Here is a 12,525-nt window from a genome sequence, read left to right on the forward strand (position 1 = left end):
TCGGGCGCCCGGTTGAGATCGTCGAAAAAGGCGAGCCGGTCGCGCGCCAGATGGAGCCAGGGCGCGGTGCGCCGCTGGCGCGCCTCGAAGGCGTCGATCGCCGCCGCATCGTCGGCGAGGATCGCGCCGATCTCGTCGAGCCCGGCGAGCAGCGCGCGCCGGCGGTAGGGGTCGATCGCGAAACGAAGGATCGCCCCGTCGGGCAGTGCGATCGTCTCGCTCTCGAGATCGACGGTCATCGGCGCGCCGGTCCCGGCCGCCGCCATCGCGCGGGCCTGGTCCTCGGCCGGCAGGACGATCGGCAGCACGCCGTTGCGGAAGCAATTGGCATGGAAGATCTCGCCGAAGCTCTCGGCGAGGACGACGCGGATGCCGAAATCGGCGAGCGCCCAGACCGCCTGCTCGCGGCTCGACCCGCCGCCGAAATTGCGCCCCGTGACGAGGATCCGCGCGCGATCGAAGGGCGGCCGGTCGAGCACGAAGGGCGGCGCATCCGCCTTGTGGCGCCGCTCGTGGAAGAGGTGGCGGCCGAGCCCCTCGCGGTCGAGCAGGAGCAGGAAGCGGGCCGGGAAGATGATGTCGGTGTCGAGGTCGGCCTCGGGCAGCGGGGCGGCGACGCTGGTGACGGAACGGAAGGGCTGCATCGGCGGCTCAGGCGAGGGAACGGACGTCGGCGAGGCGGCCGGCGATCGCCGCCGCGGCGGCCATGGCCGGGCTCATCAGGTGGGTGCGCCCGCCTTTGCCCTGCCGGCCCTCGAAATTGCGGTTCGAGGTGGAGGCGCAGCGCTCGCCCGGCGCCAGCCGGTCGTCGTTCATCGCGACGCACATCGAGCAGCCGGACTCGCGCCATTCGAAGCCGGCGGCACGGAAGATGCGGTCGAGCCCTTCCGCCTCCGCCTGCAGCCGCACCCCGGCCGAGCCCGGCACGACGATCGCCTGCACGGTCGGGGCGACGCTGCGCCCGGCGACGACGCGCGCCGCGAGCCGCAGATCCTCGATCCGGCCATTGGTGCAGGAGCCGATGAAGACGCGGTCGATCGGGATCTCGTCGAGCCGGCGGCCGGGTTCGAGCCCCATATAGGCGAGGCTGCGGCGCATCCGCGCGCGGCGCTCCGGGTCGGGCTCCGCGTCGGGGTCCGGCACGGCGGCGGTGATCGGCAGGTTCTCTTCCGGCGTCGTGCCCCAGGAGATGCGCGGCGCGAGCGCGCCGACATCGAGCCGCACCTCGCGGTCGAACACCGCATCCGGATCGGTGGCGAGCGCGCGCCATGCGGCGCGGGCGGCGTCCCATTCGGCGCCGCGCGGGGCGAGCGGCCGGCCCTCGAGATAGGCGAAGGTGGTCTCGTCGGGCGCCACCATGCCGACCCGGCTGCCCGCCTCGATCGACATGTTGCAGAGCGTCATGCGCTCTTCCATCGAGAGCGCGCGCACCGCCTCGCCGGCATATTCGATCGCGTGGCCGACGCCGCCGCCCGTGCCGATCGTGCCGATCAGGGCGAGGATGACGTCTTTCACGGTCACGCCGGCCGGCAGGCGGCCGTCGAGCGTCACCCGCATCCGCTTCTGCTTGCGCTGCCTGAGCGTCTGGGTCGCGAAGATGCATTCGCATTCACTGGCGCCGATTCCGAACGCCAGCGCGCCGAATGCGCCGTGTGTGCAGGTGTGGCTGTCGCCGCACACCAGCGTCGCGCCGGGCAGGGTGAAGCCGAGCTCCGGGCCGATGACGTGAACGATGCCGTGCCGGCGGTCGCGCATCGGGATGTAGGGGATGCCGAAGCGGGTCGCGTTCTCCTGCAGGCGCGACACCTGGCGGGCGGCGAGCCCGTCGGGCAGCGGCCGGGCGCGGTTGCGCGTCGGCACCGCGTGATCGGCAACCGCGACATGCGCATCCGGCCGGCGAAGCGCGCGATTCTGCGCGATCAGGCCGGCAAAGGCCTGCGGGCTCGACACCTCCTGGACGAGATGCCGGTCGATATAGAGGAGCGACGTGCCGTCCTCGTAGTCCTTGACGAGGTGGTCCCGCCAGACCTTGTCGTAGAGGGTGAGCGCGCTCATTCCGTCCGCTGTCGCCGTCCGCTGTTGCCTTCGCCGCGGGGCCGTTGCGGAGGCCTCTCCGAACTGCCCGGACAGCCTCCCCGATCGGCCTGAAATTTGTTCTTGCGGCCCGTCTGAAGAGCAAACTATGCTAGTTTGCATGCGCATTCAATAGCGTGTCGACGGCCGCCCCGGGCGGGCCGCAAGAGCAGAGGGAAAGAGGCTATGAGGCTCGGAGTCGATGTGGGCGGAACGTTCACCGACTTGCTGCTGCACGACGAGCGGACGCAGCGCACCTTTCAGGCGAAGACGCCGTCGACGCCGCAGGACCAGTCGATCGGCGTCGCCGCGGGCGTGAAGCTGATCTGCGAGAAGGCCGGCATAGCGCCGTCCGACATCGAACTCGTGCTGCACGGCACGACGGTGGCGACCAATGCGGTGCTCGAGGGCAAGGGCGCGCGCGTCGGCCTGCTCGTCACCGAGGGCTTCGAATACACCCTCCACCTCGCCAAGTCCTGGACGCCCGGCCCGCTGTTCGGCTGGATCGTGATGGACAAGCCCGATCCGCTCGCCGCGCTCGCCGACACGCGCGGCATTCCGGAGCGGATGAACGCCCGCGGCGAGATCGTCCGGCCGCTCGACATCGGGAAGGCGACGGCGCTCATCGATGATCTGTGCAGCTCCGGCATCGAGGCGCTGACCATCTCGCTGATGCATTCCTACGCCAATCCGGAGCACGAGCGCCGGCTCGCCGCGATCGTCGCCGAGCGGCATCCCGACATCCCGGTCTCGCTCTCCTCCGACATCCTGCCGGAGTTCCGCGAATATGACCGCGCCATCACCACGGTGATGAACGACTATGTCCGGCCGATCATGAAGCGCTATCTGTCGCGCATCGAGGATCGGCTGCGCGACGAGGGCGTGACGGCCCGGCTGCACATCGTGCGCTCCGACGGCGGGCTGATGAGCGCCGCGGCGGCCTCCGAGCGGCCGGTGCACACCGTGCTCTCGGGCCCGGCCGGCGGCGTCACCTCGACGGTGATGATCGCCCGCCGCACCGGCTTCAACAAGCTGCTCGCCTTCGACATGGGCGGCACCTCGACTGACGTGTCGGTGATCATCGACGGCCAGCCGACGATCTCGCGCTCGACCGAGGTCGGCTTCTTCCCCGCCAAGGTGCCGACGCTCGATGTGCGCAGCGTCGGCGCCGGCGGCGGCTCGATCGCGGAAGTGTCGGAGCTGACGAAGTCGCTCCGCGTCGGCCCGCGCAGCGCCGGCGCCCGGCCCGGCCCGGTCTCCTATGGGCGCGGCGGCACAGAGCCGGCGGTGAGCGACGCCAATGTTGTGCTCGGCTATCTGCCGCCGGTGCTGCTCGGCGGCGACATGGCGCTCGACGTGGAAGGCGCCCGCGCCGCGGTCGGCCGGATCGGCGATGCGCTCGGCCTGTCGGCGGAAGAGGCGGCGAAGGGCATCATCGACATTGCGAACGAGGTGATGCTCGGAGCGCTGCGCGTCATCACCGTGCAGCGCGGCCTCGATCCGCGCGATTTCGGCATCGTCGCCTTCGGTGGCGCCGGGCCGCTGCACGCCAATGCCATGGCGGAGCTGCTCGGCTGCTACCCGGTGCTCGTGCCGCCGAGCCCCGGCGTGCTCTCCGCGCTCGGCTTCCTCGAGGCCGAGTTCAAGAACGAGTTCGTCCAGACCTTCATCCGCTCGACCGTCGGGCTCGACCCGGCCGAAATCTGGACCCGCTTCGATGGTCTGGCGCAGAAGGCCGAGGCCTGGCTCGACGAGCAGGAGGTCGAGGGCGCCGATCGCGGCATCCTTTATTCGCTCGACCTGCGCTACGAGCAGCAGGGTTTCGAGGTGACGATCGACCTGCCGCGTGCCCTCGTCGCGGCGCGGGGCGGCGCCGGCGAGATCCTCGACAAGTTCCACGCCACCCATCAGCGGCTCTATGGCGTCCGCTTCGACGTGCCGGTCGAACTGGTGGCGCTGCGCGTCGTCGCGACCGGGGCGACCGCACCGGTCGACGAGGCGGTGCCGGATGCCTCGGGCGGAGATATCGCCGCGGCGCTGATGGAGGTGCGCCCGAGCTATTTCGACGGCGCCTTCGTCGACACGCCGAACTACGACCGGGCGAAGCTCGCCGTCGGCGCGCGGGTCGAAGGTCCGGCGATCATCCGCCAATACGACACCACCACCGTCGTGCTGCCGCGCCACTATGCCGAGGTGGACGCCCACGGCAATCTGCTGATCTGGCCCGTTTCGAGGGGGAACTGAGCGCCATGACCGTCAAAGTCGATCCGATCACCCTCGACATCATCGAGAATGCGCTGAAGAACGCCCGCTCCGAGATGGACGGCGTCGTCGTCCGCATCTCGCTGTCGCCGGTCATCCGCGAGCAGCACGACGAATTCCCGATGATCTGCGACGCCAAGGGCCGCATGGTCGTCGGCCAGTTCGGCTCCTACATCCCGGCGATCGTCGAGAAGTTCGAGGGCGACCTCAACGAGGGCGACGTCTTCGTCTGGAACGATCCCTATGCCTGCAAGGGCTCCATCTCGCACAACAATGACTGGTGCGTGATGATGCCGATCTTCCATCAGGGCGTTCTCGTCGGCTTCTCCTCGATCTTCGGCCACATGGTCGATGTCGGCGGCAAGGTGCCGGGCTCGATGCCGTTCGACGCGCGGACGATCTGGGAGGAGGGGCTGCGCATCCCGCCCGTCCGGATCTACGACAAGGGCGTGCTGAACAAGGGCGTGCTCGACATCATGCTCAACAACACGCGCACGCCCGACATGAACCGCGCCGACCTGATGGCGCTGATCGCCGGCTGCCGCACCGCCGCGACGCGCGTCCAGGAACTGTGCGACCGCTTCGGCCGCGACAGCTATGTCGCCGCCTGCGACATGCTGCTCGACCGCACGCGCGAGGCGATGAAGGTTCTGATCGACAAATACATCTCCGAGGAGCCGGTCAGCTTCACGGATTATGTCGACGATGACGGCCTCGGCAACGGCCCCTTCAAGATGACGCTGTCGATCTACCGCCGCGGCGACAAGGCGGTGTTCGACTGGACCGGGACGGACCCGCAGGCGGAAGGGCCGATCAACTTCCATATCCACGAAGGGCTCTGCAAGCTCTTCTTCGGCGTCTATATGATCATGGCGTTCGACCCTTCCGTCCTGTTCAACGAGGGATTCTACGACCTGTTCGAGATCGTGCTGCCGGAGGGGTCGCTGCTCAATCCGCGCTTTCCCGCGGCGCTGTCGAACCGGCTCAACACCCACACCCGCTTCTTCGACTGCCAGGCGGGCGCGCTCGGCCAGCGCGCGCCGCATCTTTCGATGGCGGCGGGCTATGGCACCAGCCCGCACTTCATCTTCACCGGCCACGACAAGAACAACAAGTATTTCCAGCTGATGGAGCTGCTGTTCGGCGGCGTGCCGGGCCGGCCGCGCGGCGACGGGCTCGACGGGCATGCCTGGTGGCCGCTCTTTTCGGCGACGCCGATCGAATACATCGAGAACTACTACCCGGTGCTCGTCGAGAGCTACCGGCCGATCCGGGATTCGGGCGGTCCGGGCCTGCATCGCGGCGGCGCCGGCATCGAGAAGATCTATCGCGTGCTCGAGCCCGGCAAGGTCTCGATCCATGACGACCGCGAAGTGGTGCCGCCCTGGGGCATCAATGGCGGCCAGTTCGGCGGCACGTCGAGCAAATGGCTCATCAAGGCCGGCAGCGAGGAGCCGACCCGCATCCCCTCGAAGATCGACAACCTCGCCGTCGGCGCCGGCGACCGCATCGTCTTCCGCACGGCGGGCGCCGGCGGCTGGGGCGATCCGTTCGAGCGCGATGCCGAGATCGTCGCCCGCGACGTGCGCTACGACCTCGTCTCGGCCGAGCAGGCGAAGAACGGCTATGGCGTGGTGGTGACGGCGGACGAGCGGGTCGACCGGCACGCGACGGAGACGCTGCGGGCCGCGATGCGGGCGGAGCGCGGCGCGCCGGCGCCGTTCAATTTCGGCTTCGAACCGCCGCTGCGCGAAGCCGCCGAGTGAGGCGAGGGGCGGGCTTCGGCCCGCCCTCTCTCCGTCCGCCGCGGGCTGTCTCCGCGCGCCCTCAGCCGGATTCGGGCCGGTCCGCGGCCGCCGCTTCGGCCGCCGCCGCCCGGAAGGCGGGCGGCACCGGCACCGTGCCGCGCCAGACGAGGCGCGAGGGGAGCGGCAGGTCGATGCCGCGTTCGATCGGCCGGTCGGGCTCGTCGAGATGCATCAGTTCGAGGGTGCGCGCCACCATCTGGTCGATCGGCTGGCGCACCGTGGTGAGCTTGTAGGGCGCGCGCCGCGCCTCGGGGATGTCGTCGAAGCCGCCGACCATCAGATCGTCGGGAATACGCAGGCCGAGCCGGTGGCGGAGCGCATCGATCGCCCCCATCGCCATGATGTCGTTGATGCCGAAGAGCGCGTCCGGCCGCGGCCGGCTGCGCGCCGCGAAGAGCGACAGCGCGGCGCTCGCCGCCCCGTCATAGGAGGAATGGCCCGGCACCTCCTCGATCTCGCTGCGCCGGACGCCCTCTTCCATCAGCCGCTCGACGAAGCCGCGCACGCGATCCTGGCTCGTCGTGCCCTTCGGGTCGCCGGTGATCATCGCGAAGCTCTTTGCTCCCGCGGCGAGGAAGGCCTCGGCGATCAGCCGCCCGCCGCCGACATTGTCGCAGCGCACGCCCGAGGCGTCGCTGCCGGGGATGTAGCGGTTGAACAGCACGATCGGGATGCCGCGCTCGTGGCAGATCGAGGTCATCCGCGTCGACAATTGCGCGGCGGTCAGGATCACGCCGTCGATCTGATATTGCAGCGCACGCAGGATCGCGTCGTCGCTCTCCGAGCCGGGATCGACGGTGAAGATCAGGATCTGCCGGCCGAGCCCCTGCAGCCGGCGGCTGAACTCGTTGAGGACGTGCACATAGAAGGGGTTGTGCATGTTGCCGAGAATCAGCGCGATGATGTTGGTGCGTTTGGTGGTCAGGCTCGAGGCGATCGAGTTCGGCACGTAATTGAGCATGCGCGCCGCCTCGAGCACCTTCGCCCGCTTGTCCTCGGCGATGCTCGACCCCGGCGTGAAGGCGCGCGACACCGCCGATTGCGAGACGCCGGCGAGCGCGGCGACGTCGAAGGACGTGGCGCGGGATTTGGTTCGCTTCATGGCCGCTTTCTGATCGCGTTCGGACTACGCATTCATCGCGCGTTCTGGTTTTCGGCCGACCCTGCACTCTTTCGGCCGGCGATCGCATCAGTGTGCAACAAGCCGCGCCGGCGTTCAATGTTCGGGCTTCCGGTGCCGTTCCGATATCCGCTTTTCGCGTTGCGGCGCGCGTTGACTCGGTGCCGCTTCTGAGCAAGTATTGAATGCGTATTCAACGGTCGCGGGCCGGCAGGGAACAGGCCGCGCGGCGGAAGAGGGAGATGTCATGATCAGGACCGTTGCAGGCGCCGCGCTGATGGCGGCTGCCGTCATTTCCGGCATGAGCATGCCGGCGCGCGCCGATGCCGCTGCGGACGGCCTCGCCGCCGCGAAGGAGAAACTCGCCAAATACGCCGCCAAGCCGGTCTTCGTGCCGCCGGGCGAGCCGTTCGACGCCAAGGCCTGCGCCGCCGGCAAGAAGATGCTGTCGATCCCCAATTCGAGCGCCAATCCCTTCCTCAAGGGCATCATCGACCGGATGAAGAAGGCCGGCGCCGAGGTCGGGCTCGAGGTCACCGAATGGGAGAACCAGGGCCAGCCGAGCCAGTGGGTTCAGGGTGTCGAGTTCGCCATCCGCGACAAGTACGATATCGTCGACCTGATCTCGGGCATCGACCCGGCGACCATCGAGCCGCAGGTCAAGGCGGCCAAGGAAGCGGGCGTCAAGGTGATGACCTCGCACTTCTACGATCCGAGCGACACGCAGAACCCCTTCGTCTCGAGCTCGCTGACGATCGGCTTCGGCGAGGTCGGCACCGTGCTCGCCAACTGGGCGGCGGTGAACACCGAGGGCAAGGCGAACATCCTCGTCATCAAGTCCGACGAGGTGCCGCCGACCAAGCCGCTGATGGAGGGCCTGCGCAGCGAGCTCGCCGCCAACTGCCCGAACTGCAAGATCGTGCAGGAGGTCAATGTCGGCGTGACGGAATGGGCGACCAAGATCCAGCCCTCGGTGCAGTCGGCCGTGCAGGCCAATCCGGACATCGACGTCGTCATCCCGATCTATGATTCGATGTCGCAATTCGTCGTTCCGGCGCTGCGGCTGACCGGCAAGACGGGCACCGTGAAGGTCGCGACCTTCAACGGCACGCCCTTCGTGCTCGACTACATCCAGCAGGGCCTCGTCGACATGGACCTCGGCGAGAGCCTCGACTGGATCGCCTATGCGACCGTCGACGGCCATCTGCGCGATCTCTGCGGCCTCGGCTCGCCGGCCGCGCTCAACGTGCCGTTCTACATCTTCGACAAGGCGAACGCCGCCGAGGCCGGCACGCCGGCGGGCTATGACCAGGGCTATGGCGACGCCTATCTCTCCGGCTTCCGCACGCTCTGGAAGCTGCAGTAAGGGCGGCCTCGATGTCCGATGTCCCCTCCGCCATCGGACGCGTTGCCGAGCCGGGAGCGCCGCGGGCGCTCCCGGTCCTCGACGTGGCCGACATCGCCAAGACCTTCGGCGGCGCCAAGGCGCTGCGCGGCGTGTCCTTCTCGGTCGCGCCGGGCGAGGTGCACGGCCTGCTCGGCAAGAACGGCTCGGGCAAGTCGACTCTCGTCAAGATCCTCGCCGGCTTCCATGCGCCGGATCACGGCGGACGCCTCGCCTTCAACGGCGAGATGGTCGACCTGCCGCTGAAGCCGGGTGACTTCCGCCGCCTCGGCATGAGCTTCGTGCACCAGAATCTCGGCCTCGTGCCGTCGCTCACCGTGCTCGAGAATCTGCGCTTCGCGCATCTGACGACGGCGCGCTCGGGCTATATCGACTGGCGGGCCGAACGGGCCGCGGCGCGCGAGGCGCTCGGCCGTTTCGGCCTGTCGATCGACACCGCGGAGCGGGTCGACCGGCTGAGCCCGGTCGAGCGGGCGCTGCTCGCGATCGTGCGCGCCTTCGAGGAGATCCGCGTCGCCTGCGCGGCGACCGGCAAGCCCGGCCTCGTCCTGCTCGACGAGCCGACCCCCTTCCTGCCGCGCGAGGGCGTCGAGAAGCTGTTCGGCCTGATCCGCTCGATCGCCGCGACCGGCTCCTCCGTCATCTTCATCTCGCACGACATCGACGAGGTGATGACGATCACCGACCGCATCACGGTGCTGCGCGACGGCGCGCTCGCCGGGGCGCTCGAGACGGCGAAGGCGACGCACGAGGAGGTCGTCGAGATGATCGTCGGCCGCCGCATCGCCCGGCTCGGCACGCCGGGCCATCAGGCCGCGGTCGCGAAGCCGGCTTTCCTCCGTGTCTCGGGGGTCGCGGGCGGGGCGCTCGCCGCGACCGACCTCGTCGTCGGCAAGGGCGAGATCCTCGGCGTCACCGGGCTGATCGGCTCGGGCTATGAGGAGCTGCCCTATCTGATCTTCGGCGCCCGGCCCTGCCGCGCCGGTGCGCTCGACTTCGTCGACGGCGCACATGTGCCGCTCGCGGCGATGAGCCCGAAGCGGGCGCTCGATCTCGGCCTCGCCCTCCTGCCCGGCGACCGCCAGGGGGCGAGCGGCGTCGACAGCCTGCCGATCGTCGACAACATGTTCCTGCCGGATGTCGACCGCTTCTTCCGCTTCGGCCTGCTCAACCGCCGCGCCATGGTGCGCGAGGCCTTCGCGCTCGGCACCCGCTATGAGGTGCGCCCGAACGATCCGGCGATGAAGCTCTCGGCGCTCTCCGGCGGCAACGCGCAGAAGGTGCTGATCGCCCGCTGGATGAACCGCAATCCGCGCCTCCTCCTGCTCGACGAGCCGACGCAGGGCGTCGACGTCGGAACGCGGGTGCAGATCTTCGCCGCGCTGCGGGCCGCTGCCGCGGCGGGCATGTCGGTGCTGTGCGCGAGCTCCGATGCCGAGCAGCTCGCCGAGATCTGCGACCGCGTGCTGATCTTCGCGCGCGGCCGGGTCTGCGCCGAAATCACCGGGCCGGACCTCACCAAGGACGGCATCGCCGAGGCCTGCTACGCTTCAATCGACCTCACCGGCCGGACCGCGCCCGCGGCGCCGGCGCTTGCGAGCTGACACCCATGACGGAAACGGTCTCCACCATGACGCAGGCCCGTCCCGCCGGTCTCCATCTCGGCCGGCTGTTCGAGCGCATCGCGCTGCTCGTCGTCTGGGTCGGCCTGATCGCGATCTTCGGCGCGCTGATGCCGCAGTCCTTCCTGAACTGGGGCAATTTCTCGATCATCTTCGCGTCCTATGCGCCGGCGGCGCTGCTGGCGCTCGCGATCATCGTGCCCTTGACGGCGGGTGACTACGATCTCTCGGTCGGCGCGACGCTGACGCTCTCGTCCGCGCTGATCGGCGTGCTCAATGTCTGGCACCATCTGCCGATCGGCCTCGTGCTCGTACTCGCGCTCGCCGCCGGGGCGGTGGTCGGCGCGGTCAATGCGCTCTTCATCATCTTCTTCCGCATCCCCTCGCTCGTCGTGACGCTCGGCACCACCTCGCTGATGACCGGCATCGTGCAGTGGATGACGAACTCTTCGACCATCGGCGGCATCGACAATGCGCTCGTCATGGCGGTGGTCGGCGGCCGGCTGTTCGGCGTGCCCTATGCCTTCTATTACGCCGCCGCCGCGGTCGTCGTGCTCGGCTATGTGTTCGACTACACCCCGCTCGGCCGACGCCTGCTCTTCGTCGGGCGCGGCCGCGAGGTGGCGCGGCTGAACGGCATCGCCGTCGATCGCGTCCGCTTCGGCGCGCTGATCGCCTCGGGCGTGCTCGCCGCGGCGGCGGGCATCGTCTATGCCGGCGTGCTCGGCTCGGCCGATCCCTATTCGGGGCTCAACTTCCTGCTGCCGGCGTTTGCCGCCGCCTTTCTCGGCGCGACGACCATCCTGCCCGGCCGCTTCAACCCGTGGGGCGCGGTGGTCGCGGTCTATTTCCTCGCCACCGGGATCACCGGGCTGACCATGCTCGGCATCCCGCTCTGGGTGACCAACGTCTTCAATGGCGGCGCGCTGATCCTCGCGGTGACCATTTCGCAGCTCACCCGTGGCCGCGAGGCGTCCGACATCGGCTGACCGGCGCGCCGTGCGCGGGGGAGAGCGGGGCCGCGCCGGCGGGCGCGATCCGCGGAGGAGAAGAATGCAGATTCGTGCCGCCGTTCTGGAACAGTCCGGCCTTGCCGCGCCCTATGCGGCGAGCCGGCCGCTCGCCATCCGCACCCTCACGCTCGATCCGCCCGGGCCGGGCGAGGTGCTGGTGCGGATCGAGGCGGCCGGGCTCTGCCATTCCGACCTCTCCGTCGTCGACGGCAACCGGCCGCGGCCCCTGCCGATGGCGCTCGGCCACGAGGCGGCGGGCGTCGTCGAGGCGCTCGGTGCGGGGGTGGACGATCTCGCGCCCGGCGATCACGTCGTCTGCATCTTCGTGCCGAGCTGCGGCCATTGCGAGAGTTGCGCCGAGGGCCGGCCGGCGCTCTGCGGACCGGGCGCCGCGGCGAACGGCGCCGGCACGCTGCTCTCGGGCGCGCGCCGGCTCGCCTGCGACGACGGCGCGGTCAACCATCATCTCGGCGTCTCGGCCTTTGCCGAATACGCCGTCGTGTCGCGCCGCTCGCTCGTCAAGGTCGATTCCGACCTCGCCTTCGAGCACGCCGCGCTGTTCGGCTGCGCCGTGCTCACCGGCGTCGGCGCGGTGGTCAACGCCGCCCGCGTGCGGCCGGGCTCGAAGGTCGCCGTGATCGGCCTCGGCGGGGTCGGACTCGCGGCGCTGCTCGGGGCGCGTGCCGCCGGCGCCGAGACGATCGTCGCCGCCGATCGGGTGCCGGAGAAGCTCGCGCTCGCGCGGGCGCTCGGTGCCACGGATGTCGTTCATGCGGGCGAGGACGCCGCCGAGACGATCCGCGCCCTGACGGGAGGCGGCGTCGACGAGGCGATCGAACTCGCGGGGGCCGCCCCGGCGCTCGACCTCGCCTACCGGATCACCCGCCGCGGCGGCGCGGTGACGACCGGCGGCCTGCCGCCGCCTGCCGCGACGCTCGCCGTGCCGGCGGTGAACCTCGTCGCCGAGGAGAAGACGATCCGCGGCAGCTATCTCGGCAGTTGCGTGCCGTCGCGCGACATCCCGCGCTTCGTGCGGCTGTTCCGCCGCGGCCTCCTGCCGGTCGACCGGCTGCTGTCGCACCGCCTGCCGCTCGAGGAGATCAATGAGGGGCTCGACCTGATGCGAACCGGCCTGTCGATCCGCTCCGTCGTCCAGCCGCACGCCTGAGGCGAGGCGGCGCCACTCACGTTTTTTTCTCCCGATCGTCATGCAACCGAACGC

Annotated in this window: 8 protein-coding genes and 1 pseudogene; 6 read left to right on the top strand and 3 right to left on the bottom strand. The window is 69.8% G+C overall.

Going from position 1 to position 12,525, the window contains the following annotated elements:
* Positions 1 to 53: 53 nt before the first annotated feature.
* Together leuD and leuC are read right to left on the bottom strand one after the other, a co-directional pair.
* Positions 54 to 644 (bottom strand): annotated as a pseudogene (gene leuD / locus GGQ63_RS07960) (3-isopropylmalate dehydratase small subunit); the annotation flags it as partial.
* A 7-nt stretch (positions 645 to 651) separates the two neighbouring features.
* Positions 652 to 2,055, bottom strand: coding sequence for a 3-isopropylmalate dehydratase large subunit (leuC, locus tag GGQ63_RS07965; RefSeq protein ID WP_183854457.1), 1,404 nt, complete (start codon positions 2,053 to 2,055; stop codon positions 652 to 654).
* 204 nt (positions 2,056 to 2,259) lie between these two features.
* Between leuC and GGQ63_RS07970 the strand changes: the two genes are divergently transcribed.
* On the top strand, positions 2,260 to 4,317 hold the full coding sequence (locus GGQ63_RS07970) for a hydantoinase/oxoprolinase family protein (protein ID WP_183854459.1): 2,058 nt from the start codon (positions 2,260 to 2,262) through the stop codon (positions 4,315 to 4,317).
* A gap of 5 nt (positions 4,318 to 4,322) precedes the next feature.
* Positions 4,323 to 6,101, top strand: a complete 1,779-nt coding sequence (locus GGQ63_RS07975; RefSeq protein ID WP_183854461.1) for a hydantoinase B/oxoprolinase family protein — start codon at positions 4,323 to 4,325, stop codon at positions 6,099 to 6,101.
* Positions 6,102 to 6,162: 61 nt separating this feature from the next.
* Here GGQ63_RS07975 and GGQ63_RS07980 read toward each other — a convergent pair whose 3' ends face one another.
* Positions 6,163 to 7,245 (bottom strand): LacI family DNA-binding transcriptional regulator, encoded by a 1,083-nt coding sequence (locus GGQ63_RS07980; protein WP_183854463.1) that lies wholly within the window; start codon positions 7,243 to 7,245, stop codon positions 6,163 to 6,165.
* Positions 7,246 to 7,510: 265 nt separating this feature from the next.
* Between GGQ63_RS07980 and GGQ63_RS07985 the strand changes: the two genes are divergently transcribed.
* The 4 genes from GGQ63_RS07985 to GGQ63_RS08000 all read left to right on the top strand — a co-directional run bounded on the left by GGQ63_RS07985 (position 7,511) and on the right by GGQ63_RS08000 (position 12,471).
* A complete protein-coding gene (locus tag GGQ63_RS07985; RefSeq protein WP_183854465.1) occupies positions 7,511 to 8,629 on the top strand; it encodes a sugar ABC transporter substrate-binding protein in 1,119 nt (372 codons plus the stop codon).
* An 11-nt stretch (positions 8,630 to 8,640) separates the two neighbouring features.
* Positions 8,641 to 10,272, top strand: coding sequence for a sugar ABC transporter ATP-binding protein (locus GGQ63_RS07990; protein WP_183854466.1), 1,632 nt, complete (start codon positions 8,641 to 8,643; stop codon positions 10,270 to 10,272).
* A gap of 5 nt (positions 10,273 to 10,277) precedes the next feature.
* Positions 10,278 to 11,279, top strand: coding sequence for an ABC transporter permease (locus tag GGQ63_RS07995; RefSeq protein WP_183854468.1), 1,002 nt, complete (start codon positions 10,278 to 10,280; stop codon positions 11,277 to 11,279).
* A 64-nt stretch (positions 11,280 to 11,343) separates the two neighbouring features.
* A complete protein-coding gene (locus GGQ63_RS08000; protein WP_183854470.1) occupies positions 11,344 to 12,471 on the top strand; it encodes a zinc-dependent alcohol dehydrogenase family protein in 1,128 nt (375 codons plus the stop codon).
* Positions 12,472 to 12,525 lie beyond the last annotated feature (54 nt).

It is taken from the genome of Prosthecomicrobium pneumaticum (assembly GCF_014199915.1).
Lineage (GTDB): Bacteria > Pseudomonadota > Alphaproteobacteria > Rhizobiales > Kaistiaceae > Prosthecomicrobium > Prosthecomicrobium pneumaticum.